At 58.1% G+C, this 25,056-nt stretch carries 27 protein-coding genes; 20 read left to right on the top strand and 7 right to left on the bottom strand.

Annotated features, from left to right (window positions below):
- The first annotated feature begins 52 nt into the window (after positions 1–52).
- The 6 genes from ACP0GE_RS09210 to ACP0GE_RS09185 all read left to right on the top strand — a co-directional run bounded on the left by ACP0GE_RS09210 (position 53) and on the right by ACP0GE_RS09185 (position 4,271).
- Positions 53–739, top strand: coding sequence for a response regulator transcription factor (locus ACP0GE_RS09210; protein WP_424831655.1), 687 nt, complete (start codon positions 53–55; stop codon positions 737–739).
- A gap of 265 nt (positions 740–1,004) precedes the next feature.
- A complete protein-coding gene (locus ACP0GE_RS09205) occupies positions 1,005–1,472 on the top strand; it encodes a hypothetical protein (RefSeq protein ID WP_424831654.1) in 468 nt (155 codons plus the stop codon).
- Between the two features lie 165 nt (positions 1,473–1,637).
- Entirely contained in the window at positions 1,638–2,426 is a 789-nt protein-coding gene (locus ACP0GE_RS09200; protein WP_424831653.1) for an exodeoxyribonuclease III, read from the top strand.
- Positions 2,427–2,502: 76 nt separating this feature from the next.
- Entirely contained in the window at positions 2,503–3,420 is a 918-nt protein-coding gene (trxA, locus tag ACP0GE_RS09195) for a thioredoxin (protein WP_424831652.1), read from the top strand.
- A gap of 27 nt (positions 3,421–3,447) precedes the next feature.
- Positions 3,448–4,089 carry an LON peptidase substrate-binding domain-containing protein gene (locus ACP0GE_RS09190; protein ID WP_424831651.1) on the top strand — a complete coding sequence of 214 codons (642 nt, stop codon included), beginning with the start codon at positions 3,448–3,450 and terminating at the stop codon, positions 4,087–4,089.
- The gene (locus tag ACP0GE_RS09185) at positions 4,086–4,271 is read left to right on the top strand and encodes a Trm112 family protein (protein ID WP_424831650.1); all 186 of its coding nucleotides are present in this window, start codon (positions 4,086–4,088) and stop codon (positions 4,269–4,271) included. Before ACP0GE_RS09190 ends, ACP0GE_RS09185 begins: the two co-directional genes overlap by 4 nt.
- Here the strand turns inward: ACP0GE_RS09185 and ACP0GE_RS09180 are convergent.
- Complete coding sequence (locus ACP0GE_RS09180; RefSeq protein ID WP_424831649.1) at positions 4,268–5,494, bottom strand: FAD-dependent monooxygenase; 1,227 nt, start codon at positions 5,492–5,494, stop codon at positions 4,268–4,270. The two genes, ACP0GE_RS09185 and ACP0GE_RS09180, sit on opposite strands and share 4 nt — an antisense overlap.
- A 91-nt stretch (positions 5,495–5,585) precedes the next feature.
- On the opposite strand from ACP0GE_RS09180, the gene ACP0GE_RS09175 reads away from it, so the two are divergent.
- The 4 genes from ACP0GE_RS09175 to ACP0GE_RS09160 all read left to right on the top strand — a co-directional run bounded on the left by ACP0GE_RS09175 (position 5,586) and on the right by ACP0GE_RS09160 (position 11,768).
- Positions 5,586–6,914 carry an amidase gene (locus ACP0GE_RS09175; RefSeq protein WP_424831648.1) on the top strand — a complete coding sequence of 443 codons (1,329 nt, stop codon included), beginning with the start codon at positions 5,586–5,588 and terminating at the stop codon, positions 6,912–6,914.
- A 109-nt stretch (positions 6,915–7,023) separates the two neighbouring features.
- The gene (locus tag ACP0GE_RS09170) at positions 7,024–8,205 is read left to right on the top strand and encodes an aminotransferase class I/II-fold pyridoxal phosphate-dependent enzyme (protein ID WP_424831647.1); all 1,182 of its coding nucleotides are present in this window, start codon (positions 7,024–7,026) and stop codon (positions 8,203–8,205) included.
- Positions 8,206–8,219: 14 nt separating this feature from the next.
- Positions 8,220–11,132, top strand: a complete 2,913-nt coding sequence (locus ACP0GE_RS09165) for a DNA translocase FtsK 4TM domain-containing protein (protein ID WP_424831646.1) — start codon at positions 8,220–8,222, stop codon at positions 11,130–11,132.
- 39 nt (positions 11,133–11,171) lie between these two features.
- Entirely contained in the window at positions 11,172–11,768 is a 597-nt protein-coding gene (locus ACP0GE_RS09160; protein ID WP_424831645.1) for a LolA family protein, read from the top strand.
- An 11-nt stretch (positions 11,769–11,779) separates the two neighbouring features.
- Here the strand turns inward: ACP0GE_RS09160 and ACP0GE_RS09155 are convergent, their stop codons facing one another.
- Complete coding sequence (locus ACP0GE_RS09155) at positions 11,780–12,361, bottom strand: lytic transglycosylase (protein WP_424831644.1); 582 nt, start codon at positions 12,359–12,361, stop codon at positions 11,780–11,782.
- A 61-nt stretch (positions 12,362–12,422) separates the two neighbouring features.
- On the bottom strand, positions 12,423–13,304 hold the full coding sequence (locus tag ACP0GE_RS09150; RefSeq protein WP_424831643.1) for an AEC family transporter: 882 nt from the start codon (positions 13,302–13,304) through the stop codon (positions 12,423–12,425).
- A gap of 80 nt (positions 13,305–13,384) precedes the next feature.
- Here ACP0GE_RS09150 and hspQ point away from each other — a divergent pair, with 80 nt between their 5' ends.
- Positions 13,385–13,711: a heat shock protein HspQ gene (gene hspQ / locus ACP0GE_RS09145; RefSeq protein ID WP_424831642.1), complete on the top strand. Its 327-nt coding sequence runs from the start codon at positions 13,385–13,387 to the stop codon at positions 13,709–13,711.
- A gap of 34 nt (positions 13,712–13,745) precedes the next feature.
- Here hspQ and ACP0GE_RS09140 read toward each other — a convergent pair whose 3' ends face one another.
- From ACP0GE_RS09140 to ACP0GE_RS09130, 3 genes are all read right to left on the bottom strand, one after another.
- Positions 13,746–15,323, bottom strand: coding sequence for a gamma-glutamyltransferase family protein (locus ACP0GE_RS09140; RefSeq protein ID WP_424831641.1), 1,578 nt, complete (start codon positions 15,321–15,323; stop codon positions 13,746–13,748).
- 212 nt (positions 15,324–15,535) lie between these two features.
- Positions 15,536–15,985, bottom strand: coding sequence for an ATP-binding protein (locus ACP0GE_RS09135; RefSeq protein WP_424831640.1), 450 nt, complete (start codon positions 15,983–15,985; stop codon positions 15,536–15,538).
- A 19-nt stretch (positions 15,986–16,004) separates the two neighbouring features.
- The gene (locus tag ACP0GE_RS09130; protein ID WP_424831639.1) at positions 16,005–16,346 is read right to left on the bottom strand and encodes an STAS domain-containing protein; all 342 of its coding nucleotides are present in this window, start codon (positions 16,344–16,346) and stop codon (positions 16,005–16,007) included.
- Between the two features lie 103 nt (positions 16,347–16,449).
- On the opposite strand from ACP0GE_RS09130, the gene ACP0GE_RS09125 reads away from it, so the two are divergent.
- Both ACP0GE_RS09125 and ACP0GE_RS09120 read left to right on the top strand, forming a co-directional pair.
- Positions 16,450–17,622 (top strand): thiolase family protein, encoded by a 1,173-nt coding sequence (locus ACP0GE_RS09125; protein WP_424831638.1) that lies wholly within the window; start codon positions 16,450–16,452, stop codon positions 17,620–17,622.
- Positions 17,623–17,697: 75 nt separating this feature from the next.
- Positions 17,698–18,162, top strand: a complete 465-nt coding sequence (locus ACP0GE_RS09120; RefSeq protein WP_424831637.1) for a GAF domain-containing protein — start codon at positions 17,698–17,700, stop codon at positions 18,160–18,162.
- On the opposite strand, the gene ACP0GE_RS09115 is transcribed toward ACP0GE_RS09120, so the two are convergent.
- A complete protein-coding gene (locus ACP0GE_RS09115; protein ID WP_424831636.1) occupies positions 18,156–18,428 on the bottom strand; it encodes a DUF1294 domain-containing protein in 273 nt (90 codons plus the stop codon). The two genes, ACP0GE_RS09120 and ACP0GE_RS09115, sit on opposite strands and share 7 nt — an antisense overlap.
- A 128-nt stretch (positions 18,429–18,556) precedes the next feature.
- On the opposite strand from ACP0GE_RS09115, the gene ACP0GE_RS09110 reads away from it, so the two are divergent.
- From ACP0GE_RS09110 to ACP0GE_RS09080, 7 genes are read left to right on the top strand one after another with little or no spacing between them, the layout of a single operon-like run.
- A complete protein-coding gene (locus tag ACP0GE_RS09110; RefSeq protein WP_424831635.1) occupies positions 18,557–19,126 on the top strand; it encodes a helix-turn-helix domain-containing protein in 570 nt (189 codons plus the stop codon).
- On the top strand, positions 19,126–19,749 hold the full coding sequence (locus ACP0GE_RS09105; protein ID WP_424831634.1) for a LysE family translocator: 624 nt from the start codon (positions 19,126–19,128) through the stop codon (positions 19,747–19,749). Before ACP0GE_RS09110 ends, ACP0GE_RS09105 begins: the two co-directional genes overlap by 1 nt.
- A gap of 4 nt (positions 19,750–19,753) precedes the next feature.
- Positions 19,754–20,134: a GFA family protein gene (locus ACP0GE_RS09100; RefSeq protein WP_424831633.1), complete on the top strand. Its 381-nt coding sequence runs from the start codon at positions 19,754–19,756 to the stop codon at positions 20,132–20,134.
- Between the two features lie 15 nt (positions 20,135–20,149).
- Complete coding sequence (locus ACP0GE_RS09095; RefSeq protein ID WP_424831632.1) at positions 20,150–22,597, top strand: GcvT family protein; 2,448 nt, start codon at positions 20,150–20,152, stop codon at positions 22,595–22,597.
- 18 nt (positions 22,598–22,615) lie between these two features.
- The gene (locus ACP0GE_RS09090; protein WP_424831631.1) at positions 22,616–23,086 is read left to right on the top strand and encodes a cupin domain-containing protein; all 471 of its coding nucleotides are present in this window, start codon (positions 22,616–22,618) and stop codon (positions 23,084–23,086) included.
- Between the two features lie 9 nt (positions 23,087–23,095).
- The gene (locus ACP0GE_RS09085) at positions 23,096–24,148 is read left to right on the top strand and encodes an alcohol dehydrogenase family protein (RefSeq protein WP_424831630.1); all 1,053 of its coding nucleotides are present in this window, start codon (positions 23,096–23,098) and stop codon (positions 24,146–24,148) included.
- Between the two features lie 12 nt (positions 24,149–24,160).
- Complete coding sequence (locus ACP0GE_RS09080) at positions 24,161–25,054, top strand: homocysteine S-methyltransferase family protein (protein ID WP_424831629.1); 894 nt, start codon at positions 24,161–24,163, stop codon at positions 25,052–25,054.
- The last annotated feature ends 2 nt before the right edge of the window (positions 25,055–25,056 follow it).

The following is a 25,056-nucleotide window of genomic DNA, read 5'->3' as shown; positions in this document are numbered from 1 at the left end:
CTGATTGCATCTTCCGCGCGCAAGTGATGGAAAAGCGTTAGGAGGACCGCATATGGCTCAGCTCAAAAAGATCCTGTTGGTGGATGACGACGAAGACCTGCGCGAAGCGCTGAGTGAACAACTGGTGATGACCGAAGACTTCGACGTGTTCGAGGCATCAGACGGGGCATCCGCCATGGAGCGGGCACGTGAAGCGATTTACGATTTGGTCATTCTGGACGTGGGCCTTCCGGATACGGACGGGCGAGAGCTGTGCCGCCTGATGCGCAAACAGGGCGTCAAAAGTCCGATCCTGATGCTGACCGGCCATGATAGCGATGCAGATACAATTCTGGGTCTGGACGCCGGTGCTAACGACTATGTGAGCAAACCGTTCAAGTTCCCGGTTCTGCTGGCCCGTATCCGCGCCCAGCTGCGCCAGCATGAACAGTCCGAAGACGCTGTATTCGTTCTGGGCCCCTACACGTTCAAGCCTGCCATGAAGATGCTGATGACCGAGGATGACCGCAAAATCCGCCTGACCGAGAAAGAGACGAACATCCTGAAGTTCCTCTATCGCTCGACCGATGGCGTGGTGGCACGGGACGTATTGCTGCACGAGGTCTGGGGTTACAACGCTGGTGTCACGACACACACTCTGGAGACGCACATCTACCGGTTGCGTCAGAAGATCGAGCCCGATCCATCGAATGCGCGCCTTTTGGTCACAGAATCTGGCGGATATCGGTTGGTCTCTTGACGAGTGGTGGATTGACTTGGATCAAAGTGATACTCTGTAGGTAGAATTAGGTTACTCCCAACCCGCGCATGTCCGGGTTATGACATGCACCTCCCTGTTGGACTGCCGGGCCTGATGGCCCGGCTTTTTTTGTGGGGAGGGTGGGGTTGAGGTTGGTTTTGAGCCCAAATTTTGATTTACGTCATCGTGAGATTTGACGATGTTAGGAACCCGAACAGTGATCCTTTAACAAATTGTTGAATAGCTGCGGCTCGTAGAAGGCACGATGATAGCAATTTCAGGAACGAAAATACCTTTGTCTTTGAGCGTTGCAGTATTCCTTGGCGCATGCGCACAGTCGTTTGCGACATCTTCGGTCTACATCAAAAGCTCATACGTTACCTTGGAACTACGGGAAGAACTCGTGACGAAAGTCTATGAAAAGGCCATTCTATTAGGTGGAAAATGTAAGCTGATTAATGCTGAACGTCATTACCACACCTGTCAACTTGCGCCGGGAAACCCTAGCTTAGAGTTGACCGTTGGGTACAATCCGGGGGGCGAATATCGAATTTCCGTCAAATCTACTTACGTCCACTGGTTGCCACAAAGTGAACGGAAAATAACGTCCGGGAAATATGTTGGAGCACAACAAAAAAGCCTCGAAAAATGGATGCGTTCGGTTGTACCAGGTGACGCGGTTGATCGTGCAGAACGGACTTACTTGGACAATGACACGATTCAAGAATTTTAGTCTACATATTGCGAAGTACCTAAAGTATTCTAGTCGAAACGGTTAAAGGTCGGCTCCGTCCGCATAGCAGTCAACTGTCCATCATATGCTCGGGCCTCTTTTCTCGTGGCACCCCGTCCCTCACCACGCTAACCTCCCGCCAATCGCGACAGAGGAATCCCCATCATGCCCTTCACCCTTGCCACCTGGAACATCAACTCGGTCCGCCTGCGCGAGCCCATCGTGTTAAAACTGCTGCAAGAAGAAGCACCGGATGTTTTATGTCTGCAGGAGTGCAAGTCCCCGGTTGAAAAAATCCCGACCGAAGGGTTCGCCGAACTCGGGTACACCCATATGATCGCCCGTGGGCAAAAGGGCTATAACGGCGTCGCCATCCTGTCGCGCCTGCCGATGGAAGAAGTGGGCGACAAGGATTTCGCGGGGCTCGGCCATGCCCGTCACATTGCGGGTCGGTTGGAGAATGGCGTTACCATCCACAATTTCTATGTTCCGGCGGGTGGTGATGTGCCGGATCGGGAGGTGAATGAGAAATTCGGTCAGAAGCTCGACTACCTCACCGATATGCGCGACTGGTTTCATGCGGAAAAGCCTGAAAAGTCCATTCTGGTCGGCGATCTGAACATCGCCCCGCGTGAGGATGATGTGTGGTCGCACAAGCAGTTGCTCAAGGTTGTCTCTCACACGCCGATTGAGGTTGAGACGCTTGCCGAAACTCAGGATGCGGGCGGATGGGTTGATATCACCCGCAAAGACATCCCTGAAGGGCAGCTTTACAGCTGGTGGTCCTATCGCGCCCGCGATTGGGACGCGGCGGACAAGGGGCGGCGGCTGGATCATGTCTGGGCCACGCCCGATATCTCGAATGCCGGGCACTCCAGCCGTATCCTGCGCGACGCGCGCGGGTGGGAGAAACCAAGTGACCACGCCCCCGTCTTTGCGAGTTTTGATCTGTAACCGCGCAACTCACCCCTTGGTTTCTGCCGCAGGTGACTGCATATAGGGCGCAAGTTCGAACCAGAGAGTGATAGTCATGGACCTTCTGAACGCAGCAGACAGCAGCGCAGCCACCGATCTGATCAAGGACGGAACCGAGGCCACATTCATGGCCGATGTCGTTGAGGCGTCGCAGGAAACTCCGGTCATCGTGGATTTCTGGGCACCTTGGTGTGGTCCGTGCAAAACGCTGGGTCCGCAGTTGGAAGAGGCCGTTACTGCCGCCAAAGGCGCGGTGAAGATGGTCAAGATCAATGTGGATGAGGCACAGATGATCGCCTCGCAAATGCGTATTCAGTCGATTCCAACAGTTTATGCGTTCCATAAAGGTCAGCCCGTAGACGGCTTTCAGGGCGCCGTGCCGGGATCGGAGATCAAGGCTTTCGTGGATCGCGTGATCGAAGCGGCAGGCGGCGAAAGCCCCAGTGGTCAACTGGATGATGCCGTGCAGGCAGCCGAAGAGATGCTGGCCGAAGGTGCAGCCGTAGATGCCGCGCAAACTTTTGCCGCCATTCTGGGGGAAGATCCAAACCACGCCGCAGCCTATGGCGGGCTCGTGCGTGCGCATATCGCGTCGGGTGATTTGGAGCAGGCTGAGGCGATCCTGAATGGCGCGCCGGCCGAAATCTCGACTTCGCCCGAGCTGGAGGCGGCTCATGCTCAGTTGGAATTGGCCAAACAAGCCGCTGATGCCGGTCCTGTGGGTGAGTTGACCGCCGCAGTCGAGGCGGACCCTGACAACCATCAGGCCCGGTTCGATCTGGCGCAGGCGCTGCATGCCAATGGCGATGTCGAAGAGGCTGTCATCCAGCTTCTGGAACTGTTCCGCCGCGACCGTGAATGGAATGAAGGCGCGGCCAAGGCGCAGCTGTTTACGATCTTCGATGCGCTCAAGCCCAACGACCCGATTGTGCTGAATGGTCGGCGCAAGCTCAGCTCGATGATATTTGCCTAAATTCCGATCAGGGCTACACTCGGGTACATGATGCATCCAGCTGATCTGCCGGAAACGATTGCTGTTTTCCCATTGCCCGGGGCGCTGCTTTTGCCCCGCGCGCGTCTGCCACTGCATATTTTCGAACCGCGGTATCTGCAAATGTTGGACGACGCGCTGAAAACACAGGAACGCCTGATCGGAATGGTTCAGCCTAACCCCTGTCAGAGCAATGAAAACAAGCTGCATCAGATCGGATGCGCCGGTCGCGTCACGCAGTTCTCGGAGACCGAGGATGGCCGGTATCTGGTCACCCTGACCGGGATTTCACGCTTTCGGGTGAAGTCTGAATTGGACGGTTTCACGCCTTATCGCCGCTGTTCCGTGTCTTGGGACGGGTTTGATCGTGATCTTGGCAAGGCGGAGCTGGACGCAGGCTTTAACCGCGATGGGTTCCTGACTTTGCTGGAAAGGTTCTTTTCTTCCCGCCAGTTGTCGACCGATTGGGAGACCATGAAAGATGCGGATGACGAATTGTTGGTCAATTCCTTGTCCATGCTTCTGGACTTTGATCCGGAAGAAAAACAGGCTCTGCTGGAAGCCCCGTGCCTGCGCACGCGACGGGAAACTCTGGTGACGTTGATCGAGTTCGCCATGCGTGGCGGCTCAAACGAGGAAAAACTGCAATGAGCGATGTCGAGCACGCCTTTGAACGCCACATGTTAGAGGCGCTGATCTGCCCGCAGACCCACACGACCCTGCATTACGATGCCGAGAAACAGGAACTGGTGTCCAAGGCAGCCGGGCTGGCTTTTCCGATCCGCAATGGCATCCCGGTGATGCTGGTCGATGAGGCGCGCGAACTGGACTAAATCGCGCGTCCCTGCAGCAATTTGGGAAGGTCTCCGGTCAAACCTGCGGCCTCGCGCACGAAGCCGCGGCGCAGGCCCGGAAGTGATCCGACAATCCCCATTCCGATGTCTCGGCCCATCCGCAGTAGCGGGTTGTCGTTGGAAAACAGCTTGTTGAACACGTCCGTCGCCATGGCCAGAGAGGCCGTGTCAAACCGGCGCCACTCCTGGTAGCGCTCCAGCACCAGCGGCGAGCAGATGTCCTCACCCCGCCGACCGGCCAGTGTCAGAACTTCGGCAAGCGCACCAACATCACGTAGACCTGCATTCAGGCCTTGCCCCGCAATCGGATGCATGCCGTGCGCGGCGTCTCCGACCAAAGCCAGACGGTCGCTGATAAAGGAATTGGCGATGGTCAGGTTCAGCGGGTAGGTGAACCGGTCGCCTTGCAGCTTGATATCACCCAGAAAATCTCCGAACCGAGGGCGCAGGACCTGCAGGTATTGGGCCTCGGAAAGGGCGTTGATGCGTTTGGCCGCTTCGGTCCGTTCGCTCCAGACAATCGAGCTACGATTTCCGGTCAGCGGTAGGATCGCCAGGGGGCCCGGTGGCATGAAGAACTGATGTGCGATGCCGTGGTGGGGCAATTCATGTTCGATGGCACAGACAAGCGCGGTCTGGCCGTAGTCCCAGCCGGTACGTTTGATCCCCGCGCGTGCTGCGGTACCGCTGCGTCGACCGTCGCAGCCGACCAGCAGGGCACCTGTCAGTTCTGTGCCATCGTCCAATGTCAGGGTCACACCAGACATATCCGACACCTGCCCGATCACCGTCTTGCCGCTGATTTCTGTGATCCGCGGCTCGTCAGCCATTGCTTCCATAAACGCGCGGCGCAGGTGCCGGTCTTCGACCATATAGCCCATTGGGCCTTCTTCGATCTCGGCATGGTCGAAATGCATGAAAAATGGTGACGGGCCAGCGCCGGCATGGCCATCGGTGACCTTGATCTCCAGCATCGGCTGGGCGTGATCTTTCACGCGATCCCAGATGCCGATTGCCGCCAATAACCGCTGCGAGGCCAGCGCCAGTGCATAGGCCCTGCCGTCAAAGGCCGCGTTCTTGCGTACCTTTTCGGCTAAACCGTCGATCACAGTGACCGAATGGCCCGTTTGTGCCAGCGCCAGCGCCAAAGCGGGGCCGTTCAGCCCGCCGCCTACGATCAGTATTTCGGAACCTCGAGTCATGGCCTGCACTATGCGCGCCCTTTCGGGATTGTCCATGTGCGGTCCTGTCGCTACCGTCGCTCTGGGCAGATTTTCCGCAGGGGGAGGCAGGATGAAAGACTGGCTGACAATGACCGCATGTGATCTGGGCCGGGGCATCGGCATGGGGCAGATTGATCCGGTGGACCTGACCGAAACTTACCTGTCGGCGATAGATGATCATCCGCATCGCGACCGCATCTATGCCCGCGTAACCCATGACCGCGCCCGGGCCGAGGCAAAGGCCGCGCAGGAGCGAGCCGGTCTGGGTCTGCGCCGGTCCCTGTTGGATGGGGTGCCGATCAGTTGGAAAGATCTGTTCGATACTGCCGGAATCGGTACCGAGGCTGGCTCGGCTTTGCTGAAGGACCGTGTCCCGGATGCGGATGCGCTGGTCCTGCGCAATGCAACGGCCTTGGGTACGGTCTGTCTGGGTAAAACCCATATGAGCGAGCTGGCCTTTTCCGGGCTTGGTCTGAACCCGATTACCGAAACGCCGCCTTGCATCCATGATGAAGAAGCTGTTCCGGGTGGTTCATCCTCGGGCGCTGGCGCTTCGGTAGCATGGGGATTGGCCGCGGGTGGGATCGGCTCGGACACTGGTGGTTCGGTGCGTATTCCGGCGGCATGGAACGATCTGGTCGGTTTGAAAACCACCGCGGGCCGTCTGAGCCTTGAAGGGGTCGTGCCCCTGTGCCTGCGGTTTGACACAGTTGGCCCTTTGACGCGATCGGTAGAAGATGCGGCGCATATGCTGGCCTTGTTGGAGGGTGGTTCGCCCGCTGATCTAAGGGGCGCATCGCTAAAGGGTCGCCGGTTTGCGGACCTTCAGACAATTGCACAGGACGATGTGCGCGATGCGCCGCGCAAAGCGTATGACGAGGCGGTTGCAAAAATTCGAGAGGCCGGTGCCGAGATCGTTCCGCTTGAGGTGCCCGAACTGGCCGATGCGATGGCACTGACAGGCACCGTCTACACAACCGAGGCCTATGGGCTTTGGCGCGACGTGATCGAGGCTAACCCCGAGGCGATGTATCCCGAAATCCTCGAACGGTTCCGGATTGGCAAGGATATTTCCGGGCCGGATTATGTGGCGGCCTGGGCCAAGCTGAAAGCGTGCCGAAATGCTTGGGACGCAGCGACGAACGGATTTGACGCGGTTTTGGCGCCAACCGCCCCGATACTGCCGCCCAATCTGGACCGCCTGATGAATGATCACGAATACTATGTCACCGAAAACCTGCTGGCCCTGCGCAACACGCGTATTGGCAATCTATTGGGGTTGGCGGCGCTGACATTGCCCACAGGAACCCCAAGTTGCGGGTTGATGATGTTGGGCTTTCCCCGCTCGGAAGAAGTGCTTTTGCGGTTGGGTTCTGCGGTGGAAGCAGCATTGGCCTGAATGCCACAATCCTCTGATTCGACGTCTCTTTGTCTGGACGTGGGTCGGTGCGGGTTGTAATCTGCCAGAAAACCGGGGCGCGAATGATCCCGGCATTGAGGCAGTAGTTATGAATTTTCCCGAGCGGTTTTCGGACCTACCGGCATATGCATTCCCGCGTCTGCGCGCCTTGTTGGATCATCACCAGCCTGGCGGCGAAGTCGTTCATATGACAATCGGCACACCCATGCACGATTTTCCGAGCTGGGTTACTGACGTAATCACGGAAAATGCTGCTGATTTTCAGGGGTATCCGCCAAATGAGGGCTCACCGGCGCTGCGCGGGGCCATAACGGATTGGATTGACCGTCGTTATGGCGTGACGCTGGACCCTGAGACCAACGTGATGGCCCTGAACGGCACGCGCGAGGGTTTGTATAACGCTGCGATGGCGCTGTGCCCCGAGCAGAAGAGTGGTCAGCAGCCCATCGTTTTGTGTCCGAACCCGTTTTATCAGGTCTACATGGTCGCCTCGATTTCGGTCGGAGCGCAGCCCTATTTCGTGTCGGCTACGGATGCGACCGGGCATCTGCCGGACTATGCCAGCCTGCCCGAGGACGTGCTGAACCGCACCGCCATCGCCTATATCTGCTCACCCGCCAATCCGCAGGGCGCGGTCGCGTCGCGGGACTACTGGGCGGAACTGATCCAGTTGGCCGAGAAATACGATTTCCGCATCTTCGCAGACGAATGTTATTCCGAGATTTATCGCGACGAAGCACCTACAGGCGTTCTGACCGTCGCGCAGGAGCTGGGCGCTGATCCTGAGCGCATTACCCTGTTTAATTCCCTGTCCAAACGTTCAAATCTGGCCGGATTACGCTCGGGTCTGATTGCAGGTGGGCCAGAAACGATCAAGCGGGTCAAGCAGTTGCGGGCCTATTCCGGAGCCCCATTGCCTGCCCCTTTGCAGGCCGCTGCCGCCAAGGTTTGGGCAGATGAGACGCATGTCGCCGAGAACCGTGCACTTTATCGGGAAAAATACGCTATTGCGGATGAGGTCTTTGCCGGACTGCAAGGCTACATGCCACCCGAGGCCGGGTTTTTCCTGTGGCTGCCCGTCGAAAACGGCGAGGCAACCGCGCTGAAGCTGTGGCAAGAGACTGGAGTGCGGGTCTTGCCGGGCGCATATCTTTCTCAAGGCGATCCGGGGCAAAACCCGGGCGAGCAATTTATCCGGGTCGCGATGGTGGCCCCAAAAACAGAGATGCAGCGCGGGCTGAAAACGCTGCGCGACTGCATCTATTCGTGAGGTACGAGGGCAAAATGGCATCATTGAACGCGCGCAACCGCGATCCGCTATTGGACAGCACTACGCAGGCCGCAATTGAACGGCGCAGCAAGGAACTGATCGGGATTGCCCTGATCCTGCTGGGCCTTGCTGCCGCCGCGATGATCTGCTCCTACACGCCGGATGATCCGAACTGGATGGTGTCCACGGATGCACCGGTGCAAAACTGGATGGGCCGCGTTGGTGCATCGCTTGCGGCGCCACTGTTCATGATCGTCGGCTGGGGCAGTTGGAGCATTGCATTGGTTCTGATCGGCTGGGGCATCCGATTTGCCGGTCACTTTGGTGAGGATCGCGCAATTGCCCGGCTGATTTTTGCACCGATCTGGATTGCCGTTGTCGCCGTCTACGCAGCAACCCTGGTACCGGGCGAAGCGTGGCGTGCCACGCATAGCTATGGTTTGGGCGGGTTGTTTGGTGACACAGTGATGGGTGCGCTTTTGACTCTGCTGCCGATCTCGTCTCAGTTGTTGGTCAAGTTGATGTCGCTGGCCATGGCTGCCGGAATGTTGGCGCTGGGCGTGTTTGTTTTGGGCTTTAACAAGGCCGATGTGCGTAAGGGCTTCCGTGCCTTCCTGTTGGGCCTGGTCATGTCATATGACATTTTGATGAACTTGCTGGGGCGCGGAGCGGCAGCAACCGCGCAGGCCGCCCGCGATCGCCGTTCGCAATGGGAAGACCGCCGTGCTGCGCGGGTCGAACCGGTGTTCGAAGACGATGTCACCTATGCCGATCCGGTTTTTGAAGACTTTGAAGTCGAAGAACCGGAACCCGTCAAAACCGGCCTGCTGGCACGCATGCCTTCGCTGATCCGCCGCCCAGAACCCCTGCCGAAACCCGAATTGATTGATCCGGAACCCGTTGCCGGTTTCGAAGAGATGCCGGGTGAAGACCGTATTCGGACAAAGATCTCGGCTGCGGTCCGTAATCGCAAAGTGGCGACCGGAGAAATGACGCCCGAGCCCGACCCAAGCCTGCCTTTGACCAAAGGCCGGGGTCGTGGGCCGGATCCGCTGATCCTGAACTCGGGCCAGTCTGATGCGCTGCCGGCTGAGCCACCGATGACCGCTTCAGCCTTGCCGCCAGAACCTCCGATAACTGCTGGTGCCATGCCAGAGTGGCATGAGCCCGCGCCGACAGGCCACGCGCCCGAGTTAATGCAGGACGACTATGCGGCCGAGCCCGAGCTGGATGACGATATTGTCTTCGAAGACACGGCCGAGCCTGCCTTGCAGTCGCGACCTGCCATGAAAATCCCGGTCGCCGAACCGCGTAAACCTGTTGTGGCACAGCCCGTACGCCGGACACCCCCGCCTTCGCGGCGTGCGCAGGCCGAGGCCCAGCCTACACTGTCCTTCGAGGATAAACATGCGGATTTCGAGCTGCCTCCGCTGGGGCTGCTCTCCAACCCGGCCAGCATCCAGCGCCATCACCTGAGCGACGAGGCGCTGGAGGAAAACGCCCGGATGCTGGAAAACGTGCTGGATGACTATGGCGTCAAGGGTGAGATCGTCAGTGTCCGCCCCGGCCCCGTGGTAACCATGTACGAACTGGAACCCGCACCGGGCTTGAAAGCCAGCCGGGTGATCGGTCTGGCGGACGATATCGCGCGGTCCATGTCGGCTTTGTCGGCACGGGTATCGACCCTGCCGGGCCGCTCGGTCATCGGGATCGAACTGCCTAATGAAAACCGCGAGATGGTGGTGCTGCGCGAAATCCTCGCCAGCCGCGATTTCGGCGATGGCAATCACGCGCTTCCGCTGGCGCTGGGCAAGGATATCGGCGGTGAGTCCGTTGTGGCCAACCTCGCGAAGATGCCCCACTTACTGATCGCGGGTACGACCGGCTCGGGTAAGTCGGTGGCGATCAATACGATGATCCTGTCGCTGCTGTATAAGCTGACGCCTGATGAGTGCCGCCTGATCATGATCGACCCCAAGATGCTGGAACTGTCCGTCTATGACGGCATTCCGCACTTGCTGTCGCCCGTTGTAACCGACCCGAAAAAGGCGGTTGTTGCCCTAAAATGGGTCGTGGGCGAGATGGAGGATCGCTATCGCAAGATGTCCAAGATGGGCGTCCGTAACATCGCGGGTTACAACGGTCGCGTGAAGGACGCGCTGGCCAAGGGCGAACTGTTCAGCCGCACGGTCCAGACCGGGTTCGACGATGAAACCGGCGAGCCGATGTTTGAGACCGAGGAATTCGCACCCGAAGCGATGCCCTATATTGTTGTTATCGTTGACGAGATGGCCGACCTGATGATGGTTGCGGGCAAAGAGATCGAGGCCTGCATCCAGCGTCTGGCGCAGATGGCGCGAGCCTCGGGCATTCACCTGATCATGGCCACCCAGCGCCCCTCGGTCGACGTGATCACCGGTACGATCAAGGCGAACTTCCCGACGCGGATTTCGTTCCAAGTAACATCGAAAGTCGACAGCCGGACCATTCTGGGCGAGATGGGGGCCGAGCAACTGCTGGGGCAAGGCGATATGCTTTATATGGCGGGCGGCGCCAAGATCACCCGTTGCCATGGTCCGTTTGTTTCGGATGAAGAGGTCGAAGAGGTCGTAAACCACCTTAAACAGTTCGGCGCACCCGAGTACGTGGGTGGGGTGGTTGAAGGACCGGCAGAGGAAAAAGCCGACAATATCGACGCTGTTCTGGGGCTGAACACCGGTGGCAACACCAACGGAGAAGATGCCCTGTACGATCAGGCCGTGGCGATTGTCATCAAAGACCGCAAATGCTCGACCTCGTATATTCAGCGGAAACTTGCCATTGGGTACAACAAGGCCGCCCGGCTTGTTGAGCAAATGGAAGACGAAGGCGTTGTTTCAGCGGCAAATCATGTTGGTAAGCGGGAAATCCTCGTCCCCGAGCAATAGGATATTTAATAACAAGGGCAGAGCGCATATCTGTGAGCCATGAAACAGATTGCCTTTGCCCTTGCTTTGACACTCGCCGCGCCCGCGGCTTGGGCGGCTGACAAGCTGCCGTTGTCGGAAATCTCAAACTACCTGAACCAGCTGGAAACGGTTCAGACCAGTTTCACCCAAGTGAACGACGATGGCTCGTTAAGCACGGGAAAGTTGTGGCTGCAACGGCCCGGCAAGATGCGGTTCGAATATGATCCGCCCAACAGCGCGGTGGTTCTGGCGCGGGCTGGTACAGTGCAGATTTTTGACCCGAAATCCAACCAACCGCCCGAGCAATACCCTCTGAGGCGAACACCCCTGTCGCTGGTCCTAGCGCGTAACGTTGATCTGGGACAGGCCAACATGGTGGTCGGTCACGATTTCGATGGGACCGCGACCGTAGTGACCGCACAAGACCCAAAGAACCCTGAAAGTGGCAGGATAGAACTGATGTTCACCGGCGACCCGGTTGAGCTGCGCAAATGGGTCATTCATGACAATGCGGGCAGTCAGACAACGGTCCTGCTCGGCCCGCTGACCGAGGGTGGCTCGCTGGATCAGGATTTGTTTTCAAACAGAAAACGGAGTGGATCAGCGAACCGCTGATCCACCTGTGCTCAATGCCGACAAGTCGCCAGTTGCGCCTGATAAAGCTGCGCCCGCGCGTCCACGTCACTGGCCACGTTTAGCAGCCATGACTTGTTGTTGTGGCTACCACGGGCATAGCCAGCATGGCCTTCGTGATAGGCCAGATACTGGTTGCGTGTATCGCCGGGGTGGATGCCGTTACGCTCGTAACTTTTGTTCATATACCAGCCGATGAAATCCGATGCATCGCGGATGCGGTCCCGCTTGGCGCGGCGTTTGCCGGTTTCGCGCTGGTACTGTTCCCATGTGCCATCCAGTGCCTGCCCGTATCCGTAGGCGCTGCTTTGGCGGCCCATTGGAATGACGCCCAGTACATATTTATGCGGCGTCCGTGCATCGTGGCGGTATCGGCTTTCCTGATAGATCGTGGCCATTTGAACGTGTACGGGGATGCCCCATTTGCGTTCGGTGTTCTTGAAGGCCTTGATATAGTCAGGCTTTTCGCGCGCAATGCTGCACGCGTCATTCAATCTGCTGGGCGGTTGTTTCGACCCGCCCCCACAGGATGCCAAAACAAGCACCCCTAAGAGTACGAAAAGAAATCTGCTCATGTGCCTCGTGCCTTTTTTCGGGCATTCTAGCGCAGATTGAGCGTTTAGGAAATCACATTCGCTACAGAACAATAGCTAGAATTAATGGCAATGCGGCCACGGACAGCAAGGTTGACACCATGACCATCCCCGCCACTGCGTCTGCATCCGCATCAAAGCGTTCCGCCAACAGGTAAGACGTAACGGCAACGGGTGTGCAGATCTGCAGGACCAAAACGCCAAAAGCGATGGCCTCCAGTTGCAGTATCGCCCCAAGAGCCCAGCCCAGGGCAAAACAGACCAACAGCTTGACCAGAGACAACCAAATAGCCTGCCCAAGCTTGCCCGTGCTCAGCCGCGCCACCGCAACGCCCAGCGTGATCAGCATCATGGGAACGGCCATCTGCCCCAGCAGGTCGAGCGTGTTGGTCAGAAACAGCGGCGTCTCCCAACCCCGCCACAGAAACAAGGCACCCAGCAGGGTGGCCCAGACGATGGGTTCTTTCAGCACCTTGCCCATGCTGCCACGACCGGCAACCAGATAAAGGCCGAATGTAAAGGAAAACAACGCTGTGACCGCTAAAAAGATAACAGCAAAACCAAGACCCGCCTGACCAAAAGCAAAGATGCTCAGGGGCAGGCCAAGATTGCCGGTATTGCCAAAGATCAACGGCGCAAGATAGGTGCGTTGCTCTAACCCCACTATCCTGACGAAAATCCAGAACACCGCGCCCAGTACCGCGTGGGCAGCAATGGCGGCCAATGTAAACCGGGTCAGTTCACCTCCCGGAATCTCAGTCTGCATCAACGCCACGAAAATGAGGCTGGGCACGGCAAGCGTGACCGCAAGGCGCGTTACGAACTGCAACCGATACTCAAAACCAAGTTTGACCCAGGTAAAGCCGACCCCCGCCAACAGAAATACGGGCGCTACAATTTCAAACACTGTCAGGAGTAAGTTCACAGACTGTTTCCCTGTTTTTCAGATCAATGATTGGCTTTTCGTATCGGAAAGAGGTAGTTAGAGCATTGGGGGCTGAAATTATGTTGAAGACACAAGCTAAGTACTGCCTGGGTCAGGTAGTTCGACATCGAAGACATCCATTTCGGGGTGTTATTTTTGACGTGGATCCGGAATTTTCGAACTCGGAAGAATGGTACGAAGCCATTCCCGAAGACAGTCGACCGGTCAAGGAACAGCCGTTCTACCACCTGCTGGCGGAGAACGACCAATCCTTCTATGTTGCTTATGTTTCTGAACAAAACCTGGTTGAGGACCAGTCTGGTGAGCCTGTGGATCACCCGGACATTCCGAATATGTTCGGTCCGTTTGAGGACGGATCTTATCCGCTGCATTTCCAGTTGAACTGATTTTTGACACCGGGCCTTCTGCCCGGCGCATTCTTCAATATCCAAGGGCGCATCCGTCTTTTCTGGGATCGCTGGCGCCGATCAAAACACCGTTGTCACAGATGCAAATGGCCTGACCTCCGCCCAATGGCGTTTCCGGTACTTCAATAGTGTGCCCTAAATCCGATAATTGTTGCTGGACCGTTTCGGAATACCCCCGCTCGACTTTCAGCACACCGCCATCGGCGAAAGCGCGGGGACCGTTCAGGCTTTCTTGAAGCTCCATATCGAAATCCACCAGATTTGACAGGAACCGCGCGTGACCAGTGGGCTGGTACGCCCCACCCATCACGCCAAAAGGCATCGTCACGCGGCCCTCCTGACGCAACATACCGGGAATGATCGTATGCATGGGGCGTTTGCCCCCACCCAGCTCATTCGGGTGCCCTTCTTGCAACGTGAAGCCGGCGCCGCGGTTTTGCAGCAGAATGCCGAATTTCTCGGACGCGATGCCCGAACCGAACCCGTGGAAGATCGAATAGATCAGCGAAACGGCCATGTGATCACCGTCAACAACGGTAATGTAGACCGTATCCTTGTGCACTGCTTCGGTCAGCGGGGCCGCAGCAGGCATTGAGTGGTGCGGGTCGATCAGGGCGGCCAACTGCGCGGCGATTTCGGGCGATTGGAATTTTTCGACGCATGCGAAATAGTCGGGATCAGCAACAAAGCGATTGCGCGCGTCATAGGCCAGTTTTGTCGCCTCAGCCTCGATATGAATGCGTTCGGCACCCCACGGGTCCATTTGAGAAAGATCGAAATGCTTCAAGATGTTGAGCAACAAGATCGCAGTAGCACCTTGGCCGTTGGGGGGATGTTCCAACAATTCAACTCCGCCGTACTCACCGCTCATCGGTTGTGTGGCGTCGCATTTTGCGGTGGCAAAATCCTGCGCTGTATGACCGCCGCCTCGGCTGGACAGCGCAGTCAGCATATCGTCGGCGATCTCACCGGAATAGAATGCATCGCGCCCGTCCCGCGCGATGCGGCGCAGAACCTCGGCCTGACCCGGAGAACGGAATATCTCTCCGGCGCGCAAGGCCTTCCCATCCATGAGGTAGTGATCACGCGCCGCGCCTTGCAGGGTGCCTTCGTCTCGGCCCCAATCAAAAGCCACGCGCGGGGCGACGGGTACGCCGGTTTCGGCATAGTGGATCGAAGGTTGCAAAATAGCGTCCAAGCCCAGACGCCCTTCCGTTTCGGACAAATGGCAAAACGCGTCAATCGCGCCCGGGATTGTCACCGCATCCGGACTGTTCACGGGGACGGCAGTCAGGCCCTGGCCGCGCAGGGTCTCAGCATCGGCCTTTGCCGGTGCGCGCCCCGAGCCATTTAGCGCCCGGACTTTGTTTTCACCCGGTCGATTGTACAAGACGAAGCAGTCGCCGCCGATTCCGGTCATTTGTGGTTCGCAAATCCCCAACAGAACCGCTCCGGCAATGGCCGCGTCCATGGCATTGCCGCCGCGTGCCATAATATCCAACGCAACTTTAGCGGCGAGCGGGTGCGACGTGGCGCACATCCCGGTTGTCCCAAAAACCTCTGATCGGCCTGGCACATGTAAATCCCGCATTTACGGATCCTCCCCAATAACAGGGCAGACACTAAGAACGCAGCGCGAATTGTCCAATGATTTCGGGAAGGAAGTCCTCGGCGCCGTTCACTGGGTGGGGGCTGTGACGATAGGCGCCGAGGGAAGCTATCTGAGCTACACCTTGTTTCTGGCCCTTGTTTGCGGCGCTACAATGGTTCGATCTGGGCGTTATTGTGACCATTTTCGGCAGGTCATGACTTTTCCGCGAGGTCAAACCGCAGAAACAGCTGATTTCTGCCGTCCACGCGGTCGTACTGGATTTCACTGGTGAGTTGCCGAATCAAGTACCAGCCGAACCCCCCCTCGGGTAAATTCGGGCGCGGAGTTTCGACCGAGGCTGGAATACCACCAGGCAACCGCAGCCCGGGCATCGGATTTCCCGTGTCCGAGAGTTCAACGTCCAGCCTGTTGGGGCACAACGTGCACTTAATGTGTACCTCTGCTGGTGCCATATCGGCATAAGCGTGTTCCACAACATTATTGATCGCTTCGGCCAGCGCTATTTTGATATCTCCGATCTTTTCGGCGGGAAGGCCCATATCCGACAATCTTTCGCCAAGTAACTTGATCCCGGCGCTGGCCGGCGCAGCGATCGCCCGAAAGTTCAGTTCCAGACAGTCATGTTCGCAGTTTCGGGCCACGCCGATCCACTCCTGCCCGTTATTGGTCCGCACCTGCGGTCAAGGCGTCGTCCAGCGACGGGAAAAGGTCGAACACAGTATCCATGCGTGTCAGCCGGAAGACTTTTCTGACCACCGGATGCAAGCCCGCCAGATCCAGCCGGCACCCTTCTTCCAACTGTTTCATCGACGCAACGATGGCGCCCAGCCCGCTGGAGTCGATGAATTCAACCGACGATAAATCCAGAATGATCCGATGGGCAGTATCATCGGTTTGCGCGCGCATATCTTCCTTGAACTGAATGGCCATGGCTGCATCGATGCGGTCGCAATGGACTGTGATAACCTGTGTGTCGCCGGACGTGGTGCTGCTGAGCGCCATGGTTGACCGTCCTCCGGTTTTGGAAATTGATCGTAGAAATACGCTAGACGGCAATTCTTACCATTCGGTATCCAAGTTCTGGAATTCCAAGGGGAGGCGTCAGATGAAAGAAGTTGTGATCGCAGGGGCCGCGCGCACGCCGATGGGCGGGTTTCAGGGCATGTTCGACGGGGTCTCGGCGGCTGATCTGGGTGGGGCCGCTATCCGCGCTGCTTTACTGGGCGCGGGCGCGCAGACGGTGGATGAGGTTTTGATGGGCTGTGTTCTGCCAGCCGGGCAGGGACAAGCCCCGGCGCGGCAGGCCGGGTTTGCGGCTGGGCTGGGCGAAGAGGTTCCTGCGACGACCCTCAACAAGATGTGCGGCTCGGGCATGAAGGCGGCGATGATGGCTTTCGATCAGATTGCGCTTGGTCACGCTCAGACCATGGTGGCAGGCGGGATGGAAAGCATGACGAATGCCCCCTACCTGCTGCCCAAGATGCGCGGTGGCGCCCGTATTGGCCACGGCCAGGTGGTGGATCACATGTTCCTGGACGGGCTTGAGGACGCCTATGACAAGGGCCGCCTGATGGGCACCTTTGCCGAAGATTGCGCCGAAGCTTTTCAATTCACCCGCGAGGCGCAGGATGAATATGCCCTGAAATCCCTCTCGAACGCCTTGGCGGCGCAAGAAAGCGGCGCATTTGATCAGGAAATCACGCCAGTCACTATTCCCACCAGAAAAGGTGAGATCACACAGGACGCGGATGAACAGCCAAAATCAGCCCGTCCCGAGAAGATCCCGACTCTGAAACCGGCCTTTCGTAAGGATGGTACGGTCACTGCGGCCAACTCATCTTCCATTTCGGACGGCGCTGCTGCTTTGGTGCTGGCCTCTGCCGAAGCGGCCGAAAGTCAAGGTCTTGCCGTCCGGGCGCGCATCGTCGGGCATGCCAGCCACGCACAAGCGCCGGGCCTGTTCACCACTGCCCCTGTTCCAGCCGCACAAAGGCTGCTGTCGCAGATCGGCTGGAGCAAAGACGACGTCGACCTGTGGGAGGTTAACGAAGCCTTTGCGGTTGTCCCCATGGCCTTCATGCATGAGATGGGACTGCCCCGTGATATCGTAAACGTCAACGGAGGGGCCTGTGCGCTGGGCCACCCCATCGGCGCTTCGGGCGCGCGGATCATGGTCACTTTGTTGAACGCGCTGGAAAAACGAAACCTCAAACGGGGGGTTGCTGCGATCTGCATCGGCGGTGGCGAAGGCACGGCCATCGCCATCGAACGCATTTGACGCTTCATCTTTTTCCAAATACTCCGGGGGTTCGGGGGCAGCGCCCCCGTTTGCCTAACCTGGAAGCGCAGTGAAATGACCGTAGACTACGAAACGCTTGCCAAAACCATCGCCGCCCTGACCGAAGGCGAAACCGACCAGATCGCGCTGATGGCGACGGTGGCTTGCGAGGTGCATCATTCGGACGATCGTTTTGACTGGACCGGGTTTTATCGCGTGACCGAACCCGGCCTGTTGAAAATCGGCCCGTATCAGGGCGGTCATGGCTGTCTTGTCATCCCGTTCGAGCGCGGCGTCTGCGGCGCTGCTGCCCGGACCGGAGAGGTTCAGCTTGTCGCCGATGTAGACGCTTTCCCGGGCCATATCGCCTGCGCATCTTCCACCCGGTCTGAACTGGTTCTGCCAGTCCGCAACGCGGACGGAGAGGTGATCGCGGTGTTTGATATCGATAGCGATCAGCCGGATGCGTTTGATGAAAACGATGCGGCGTGTCTTCAACACATACTGGCTCAGGTCTTTGCCGAGACGGCCGTTCACTGATTCAGGATTAGTGCCCCGTTCTGCAATACCGTGAGACAGGTAAATGCCTGCGCTCCGAAGATGCACATCAACCAAACCGAAAACCCACGTTTTCTGGTTTTATGCTTGAACATCCACCGCCCCAGCAGCGCGCCGGGGCTGCCGCCAAGTGCTGCCAGCCACAATAAGCGGCGTTCGGGTATTCGTCTTCTCCGCCGTCGGGCACGGGCCTTGTCCCATCCAAAAGCCAATAAGGTCAGGGCGTTGATCGCCCACAGATAGATCACTGCAATCCACATACGGCATGCTTAGTCAGGCGCACGCAGGGCTGCAAATGAAAAAATGCTTGGAAATTTCACGAGAATCGCCCATCGTGAAAAACAGGAAGAAAATTTCACAAGATTCGGAGCGGCCGGTGAACAGCCAAGCCCCCCAAAGTGCGACACTCGGAGCGGACCTGCGCGCCTTGCGAAAGGCGCGAGGTATGACGCTGACCGAGATTGCAACGCGGCTTGATCGGTCCGTTGGGTGGCTTAGTCAGGTTGAGCGGGACATGTCCGAGCCCTCGATCTCGGACCTGCGGGAGATTGCGCAATGTCTGGGTGTGCCGATGTCGATGCTGTTTGCGCATTCGGCAGCTCCGGCAGATGAACAAGGGTATATCGTGCGGGCCGGATCGCGCCGCCCGATGGGGTCGGGCGACGAAGGACTTATAGAAGAGTTGTTGTCCCCTGATCTGACCGATGATTTCGAGATGGTGCATTCCACCTTTAAGCCTCATTCGCGGATGCAGACACCAGCTAACCGGTCGACGCAGGAAGTGGGCTACCTGATCTCGGGCCGACTGGATCTGATCATCGGATCCCGGCAGTTCACGATCGGTCCGGGCGACAGTTTCCGGATACGACATGAGTCTTTCCAATGGGCTAACCCCTATGATGAGCCTGCCGTTGCCATCTGGGTCATCGCCCCGCCGGTGTACTGATGAGTTTCGAGGCCTGGACCATATTCGCGCTGTTCTGGGTGGTCTTCGTGACCACGCCGGGGCCGAATGCAGTTAACTGTATCTCGAATGGGATGAGCCTGCCGTTTGCCAAGGCGATGTTGGGCGTGGCTGCGATCCTGACGCAAGCCAGTGCATTTCTGATCCTGTCGGCGCTGGGGGTGACGGCGCTGATCGCAGCGTCGGAGACCATGTTCTTCATAGCTAAGCTCATCGGCGCGGGATTTCTGATCTGGCTTGGCGTTCGCGGTTGGATAAATGCGGCCAGGCCAGCGCCCACATCCGAACGCCCTGCGCGACACGTTTATCTGCATGCTTTGGCTGTCGCCACGATCAACCCCAAAAGTGTTGCAGGATATCTGGCTGCGTTTTCGCAATTCGTGCAGCCCGGGGTACCGATCTGGCAGCAGATGACCGTCATCATGCCCACGGCGCTGATCATAACAACGCTCAGTTATACCGGGTTCACCTTACTGGGGGCCTTGATGGGTGGCGCCGCCTTAAGCGCGGTGTTCAGCACTTGGGTGCGCCGTGTGATGGCCGCCTGCTTCATCATCTATGGCGTTTTGCTGGGAACCAGTAGCACGCCCACGGCAAGGGGGTAATCAAATGAAAACGGGGTCCTGCCTCTGTGGTTCGGTTGCATTCTCGATTGATGGCGAGTTGTCGCCGCCGTCGGCCTGCCATTGCGGCCAATGCCGCAGGCAATCGGGTCATGTCTGGTCTTCAACTTCGACCCACCAAGACAACCTGACCTTCACCGCCAGCGACACGCTCAAATGGTTCCGCGCTTCGGACATTGCCCGGCGCGGGTTTTGCAGCCAATGCGGCTCGTTCCTGTTCTGGCAGCACAATGGCGAGGACACGATTTCAATCTCGATGGGCGCGTTGGATGAACCCACCGGCCTGAAACTCTCGAAACACATCTTTGTCGCTGACAAGGGTGACTACTACGACATCTCAGACGACCTGCCTCAAGAGGCACAATAACAGGGATCAAACGACATGAGTGATTTTCCAACGAAAGCCCGCGTGGTCATCATCGGTGGCGGTGTGGTGGGGATTTCCTCACTGTACCATCTGGCCAAGAAGGGCTGGACCGACTGCGTTCTGCTGGAAAAGAACGAACTGACTGCAGGTTCAACCTGGCATGCAGCGGGCAATGTGCCGACCTTTTCGACCTCTTGGGCGATCATGAATATGCAGCGCTATTCGACCGAGCTGTATGCGCGCCTGGGGGACGAGGTCGACTATCCGATGAACTACCACCAGACCGGCTCGATCCGTCTGGCGCATTCGAAAGAACGTGTTCAGGAGTTCGAACGCGCCCGCGCCATGGGCCGCTATCAGGGCATCGAGATGGAGATGTGGACACCCGAGCAAGCAAAAGAGCGGTATCCATTCCTTGAAACGCACGATCTTGAGGGCGTTCTATATGATCCAACCGATGGCGACATCGACCCGGCGCAGCTGACACAGGCGCTGGCCAAGGGTGCCCGCGACATGGGCGCAAAGATTCTGCGCTTCACTCCGGCAACCGGGGTGACCCAGCATGATGATGGAAGCTGGACCGTCAGCACGGAAAAAGGTGATATCGACTGCGATTATGTTGTGAACGCAGCCGGTTACTATGCTCAGCGCGTCGGGGAATGGTTCAAACCATACGGCGGGCGCACTGTGCCGATGATGGTCATGAGCCATCAGTATCTGCTGTCCGAAGAGATCCCCGAAATCGAGGCATGGACCAAAGAAACCGGACAAAAACTGCCTCTGCTGCGCGATGTGGATGTGTCCTATTATCTGCGGCAGGAAAAGCACGGCTTCAACCTCGGCCCGTATGAGCCCAACTGCAAGGGCCACTGGATGACTGACGATGACCAGATGCCGGATGATTTCAGTTTCCAGCTGTGGAATGACGACCTTGACCGGATCGAAGACATCGTGACCGACGCGATGGAGCGCGTACCGCTGATGGGAACGTCAGGTGTTTCTCGCGTCATCAACGGACCTATCCCATACGCGCCGGATGGTCTGCCGCTGATTGGCCCGATGCCAGGCGTGAAAAACGCGTTTGAGGCTTGTGTATTCACCTTTGGCATCGCGCAGGGCGGTGGGGCTGGCAAGGTGTTGGCCGAATGGATCGTGGACGGCGCAACCGAATGGGATATGTGGGCGGTCGATCCTCGCCGTTACACCGACTACACCGATCAGGACTACTGCAATCGGAAGGGCATGGAGGTCTACGGCAATGAATATGCCATGCACTTCCCCCATCACGAATGGCCCGCCGCGCGGGACAAGAAACTGTCTCCGGTTCATGCCAAGGTCAAGGAACTGGGCGGTGTCATGGGCGTCTATAACGGGTGGGAGCGTGCCAACTGGTTCGCGCAACCCGGCGACGACGTGACCGAAGAAAGCACCCACACCTGGGGCCGCTCTGGCCCGTGGGAGCAACGGATCAAAGAGGAATGCGAAGCCGTCCGCGATCATTGCGGTGTGCTGGACTTGCCGGGCTTCTCGCGCTTTATGGTCGAAGGTGACGGCGCTGCCGAGGCCCTGCGCGGCCTGATCACTGGCGGATTGCCAAAGGTGGGTCGTATCAATCTGGTCTACATTGCTGATGAACGTGGTCGTATCCTGACCGAAATGTCCTGCCTGCGGCTGGGTGAGGACGAATTTGTCATGATCACCGCCGCGACGGCGCAGTGGCACGACCGGGATATCCTGATGCGGGCCATGCCTGCAGGTGTCACTGTCAAAGATGTAACCACCACCCGCGACACGCTGATCGTCACGGGGCCCAAGTCGCGCGAGATTCTTGCGGGCCTGACCGATGCCGATCTGTCCACCGGTTGGCTGACGCATCAGTCGGCGACGGTTGCCGGGCAACCCGCCTATCTTATCCGCGTTTCTTTCGCGGGCGAATTGGGGTGGGAGGTTCACGCCCTGAACGAACACATGCCCTCGATTTACGAGGCAATTGTCGATGCCGGGGCTAAACCGTTCGGTATGTATGCGCTCAATTCACTGCGTATCGAGAAAGGCTACCGCGCTTGGAAGGGTGATTTGTCGACCGATTACTCGCTGCTTGAGGGGGGTCTGGATCGCTTTGTCAAACTGGACAAGCCGCAGGATTTTCCGGGCAAAGCGGCTATCCAGAATGAAAAACAGCAGGGCGTGCAAAAGAGATTTGTTACGATGCTGGTCGAAGCCAAGGATTGTGACGCACCGTATATGTCCTGCCTTTGGAGCGGGGATGAGATTGTGGGTGAAACCACCTCGGGTGCCTGGGGCTATCGTATCAACGCCTCGGTCGCGCTGGGCATGGTACGCGCCGATCTGGCCGCCCCGGGCACCGAGCTTGAGGTTGAAATCTACGGCGAGAAATGCCGCGCTGTGGTACAGGAAGATCAACCGCTCTGGGATCCCGCAAACGAGCGGTTGCGCGCCTGACGGCCAAAGGAGGACCGCATGACCAAGCGCTACGCCATGCTCGGACCGGGTAAAGGTCCGAACTATGACTGGGAAAATGACCATACCTTCGTCAAGGTATCCGGTCAGGACACTGATGGTGCCTACACGCTGATGGAGGACAACCTCAAAGCCAGTTTCGCGCTTGGCCTTCACCGGCATGACAGCCATGCCGAGACCTTCTATTTCCTTGAAGGCGCAGTGGATTTCTATGTCGATGGTGATTGGCATCGGTGCACGCCCGGCACAACAATGCACGTGCCACCGGGGGTTCCACATGCCTGCCGGGTCGCGGACGATACCGCGGCTAAAATGCTGATGATCTTTCAGCCTTCCGGGTTTGACGGGTTTCTCGCAGAGCTCGCGACAATGTCTGAAACGGATTTCGCGGATGAGGCCAAAATGGCGACTCTCAATGCCCGTTACGACATCGTCCCCATGGGCCCCGTGCCCGCACATCCAGATGATTGAGGGTGCGTTATGACAATACCACAACACATGTCCGGCGTTTACTTGACCGGTCACGGGGGACCGGAGGCGCTGGAATGGCGTGACAATATTCCCGTGCCAACCCCAGGACCCGGTCAGGTTCTGGTACGCGTAGCGGCGGCTGGAATAAATAACACTGACATCAATACGCGGATTGGCTGGTATTCCTCAGAGGTCACCGGTGCGACGGACTCGGTCGATCAGGACGTCGAGGCTGGTGGTTGGGGCGGAGCGCTGCAATTTCCACGCATTCAAGGGGGCGACCTGTGTGGGATTGTTGAAGTCACCGGTACGGAGACCGGTTTCAAGCCGGGACAGCGTGTGACCTGCCCGATAAACCTGCCGCGTCCGCGTCCCGGTCACCCGTCAGGTTTTATCGTATTGGGGTCCGAATGCGACGGAGCATTCGCACAATATTGCCTTGTTGAGGCTGGCGATCTTTATGACGTGACTGAATCGCCGCTTTCCGATCTGGAAATTGCAGCCATTCCTTGCGCGTTTGGAACCGCAGAAAACATGCTTGCCCGGGCCGGGGTCACTTCGGGCCAGAAGGTGCTGATCACTGGCGCCTCCGGCGGTGTGGGGCTGGCTGCGGTCGAGTTGGCCGCACTGCGGGGTGCAGCTGTGTGGGGTGTCACCGGTGCCGCCAAGGCCGAGGTTGTCAAAGGGCAGGGCGCAACCGCAACGTTCGATCGGAACGCGCCGCTGCCAACGGATATGTTTGATGTGGTGATTGATGTTGTGGGCGGTCCGGCCTGGCCTGATCTGATACTGGCCTTGAAACCCGGCGGGCATATCGCCGTGGCAGGTGCCATCGCGGGTCCGATTGTAAACGCCGACCTGCGTGACATCTATTTACGTGACATCACCATACATGGCTGCACCCATCAGGCCTTTGACGTCTTTGGCCGCCTTGTCGAGATGATGAATGCTGGCCGTATCAAGCCGCTGATATCAAAGACTTATCCGCTAAAAGATATCGCCCGCGCGCAAGAGGATTTCCAATCCAAGGCGCTGCCGGGAAAGCTGGTCCTGATCCCCTGAGGCGCATGCGGCATGGCTCACATCACACTTCTGGACGGGTCCATCGGGCAAGAACTGGTCAAGCGCAGCGGCGAAACTCCGACACCGCTCTGGTCGACACGGGTGATGATCGACCAGCCCGAGTTGGTCGGCGCGGTGCATGCCGACTATTTCGCGCGTGGCGCAACGATTGCAACAACAAACACTTACGCCGTTCATCGATCACGGCTGGAACGGGTCGGGATCGCGGATCAATTGCCTGCCTTGATTGATGCCGCCGTGTCACAGGCCGAAAACGCACGGCGAGGCAGTGGCGGACGTATTGCCGGTTCGCTTGGCCCGCTGCTGGCGACGTATCGACCTGACCTGAACCCCGACCCGGACGATGCGGCCCGGAAGTTCAAGGAACTGGTCGACCTGATGGCAGACCGGATCGATCTTTTTCTGATCGAGACCGTGTCATCGGTGCAAGAGGCCGAGGGCGTTCTGCGTGGCACAAATGGCTGTGGCAAACCGGTCTGGCTGGCGTTGACAGTCATGGACCACGACGGAACCCGCCTGCGCTCTGGCGAGCAGGTCAGCGATATCGCGCCTCTGATCGACAGGTTTGCACCTGATGCCCTGCTGATCAATTGCGCCAGGCCCGAGGCAATTCCCGCCGCGCTTAAGATATTGTCGAATTTCGACCTGCCGTTTGGGGCTTACGCGAATGGGTTCACGGAAATCTCGGAAGGCTTCCTGAAAGACGCCCCGACAGTCGACGCGTTGCAACAGCGCCATGATCTTGGACCCGACGCCTATGCCGAACACGCAATGGGCTGGGTTTCGCAAGGGGCCACCATCGTTGGCGGCTGTTGCGAAGTCGGGCCAGATCATATCGAAACCCTTGCCCGACATCTGCGGGATGCCGGGCACAGGATCGTTTGAAC

This window comes from Ruegeria sp. (assembly GCF_965243365.1).
In the GTDB taxonomy this organism is placed as follows: Bacteria; Pseudomonadota; Alphaproteobacteria; order Rhodobacterales; family Rhodobacteraceae; genus Ruegeria.
The sequence above is the reverse complement of the archived record's forward strand: the minus strand, read 5'-3'. Positions and strand labels throughout refer to the sequence as shown.

Bases quoted from the DNA above. Each gene is read 5' to 3' on its own strand.
- ACP0GE_RS09210 (WP_424831655.1), top strand. From the start codon at position 53: ATGGCTCAGCTCAAAAAGATCCTGTTGGTGGATGACGACGAAGACCTG.
- ACP0GE_RS09205 (WP_424831654.1), top strand. From the start codon at position 1,005: ATGATAGCAATTTCAGGAACGAAAATACCTTTGTCTTTGAGCGTTGCA.
- ACP0GE_RS09200 (WP_424831653.1), top strand. From the start codon at position 1,638: ATGCCCTTCACCCTTGCCACCTGGAACATCAACTCGGTCCGCCTGCGC.
- trxA (WP_424831652.1), top strand. From the start codon at position 2,503: ATGGACCTTCTGAACGCAGCAGACAGCAGCGCAGCCACCGATCTGATC.
- ACP0GE_RS09190 (WP_424831651.1), top strand. From the start codon at position 3,448: ATGATGCATCCAGCTGATCTGCCGGAAACGATTGCTGTTTTCCCATTG.
- ACP0GE_RS09185 (WP_424831650.1), top strand. From the start codon at position 4,086: ATGAGCGATGTCGAGCACGCCTTTGAACGCCACATGTTAGAGGCGCTG.
- ACP0GE_RS09180 (WP_424831649.1), bottom strand. From the start codon at position 5,494: ATGACTCGAGGTTCCGAAATACTGATCGTAGGCGGCGGGCTGAACGGC.
- ACP0GE_RS09175 (WP_424831648.1), top strand. From the start codon at position 5,586: ATGAAAGACTGGCTGACAATGACCGCATGTGATCTGGGCCGGGGCATC.
- ACP0GE_RS09170 (WP_424831647.1), top strand. From the start codon at position 7,024: ATGAATTTTCCCGAGCGGTTTTCGGACCTACCGGCATATGCATTCCCG.
- ACP0GE_RS09165 (WP_424831646.1), top strand. From the start codon at position 8,220: ATGGCATCATTGAACGCGCGCAACCGCGATCCGCTATTGGACAGCACT.
- ACP0GE_RS09160 (WP_424831645.1), top strand. From the start codon at position 11,172: ATGAAACAGATTGCCTTTGCCCTTGCTTTGACACTCGCCGCGCCCGCG.
- ACP0GE_RS09155 (WP_424831644.1), bottom strand. From the start codon at position 12,361: ATGAGCAGATTTCTTTTCGTACTCTTAGGGGTGCTTGTTTTGGCATCC.
- hspQ (WP_424831642.1), top strand. From the start codon at position 13,385: ATGTTGAAGACACAAGCTAAGTACTGCCTGGGTCAGGTAGTTCGACAT.
- ACP0GE_RS09140 (WP_424831641.1), bottom strand. From the start codon at position 15,323: ATGCGGGATTTACATGTGCCAGGCCGATCAGAGGTTTTTGGGACAACC.
- ACP0GE_RS09130 (WP_424831639.1), bottom strand. From the start codon at position 16,346: ATGGCGCTCAGCAGCACCACGTCCGGCGACACACAGGTTATCACAGTC.
- ACP0GE_RS09125 (WP_424831638.1), top strand. From the start codon at position 16,450: ATGAAAGAAGTTGTGATCGCAGGGGCCGCGCGCACGCCGATGGGCGGG.
- ACP0GE_RS09120 (WP_424831637.1), top strand. From the start codon at position 17,698: ATGACCGTAGACTACGAAACGCTTGCCAAAACCATCGCCGCCCTGACC.
- ACP0GE_RS09105 (WP_424831634.1), top strand. From the start codon at position 19,126: ATGAGTTTCGAGGCCTGGACCATATTCGCGCTGTTCTGGGTGGTCTTC.
- ACP0GE_RS09100 (WP_424831633.1), top strand. From the start codon at position 19,754: ATGAAAACGGGGTCCTGCCTCTGTGGTTCGGTTGCATTCTCGATTGAT.
- ACP0GE_RS09095 (WP_424831632.1), top strand. From the start codon at position 20,150: ATGAGTGATTTTCCAACGAAAGCCCGCGTGGTCATCATCGGTGGCGGT.
- ACP0GE_RS09090 (WP_424831631.1), top strand. From the start codon at position 22,616: ATGACCAAGCGCTACGCCATGCTCGGACCGGGTAAAGGTCCGAACTAT.
- ACP0GE_RS09085 (WP_424831630.1), top strand. From the start codon at position 23,096: ATGACAATACCACAACACATGTCCGGCGTTTACTTGACCGGTCACGGG.
- ACP0GE_RS09080 (WP_424831629.1), top strand. From the start codon at position 24,161: ATGGCTCACATCACACTTCTGGACGGGTCCATCGGGCAAGAACTGGTC.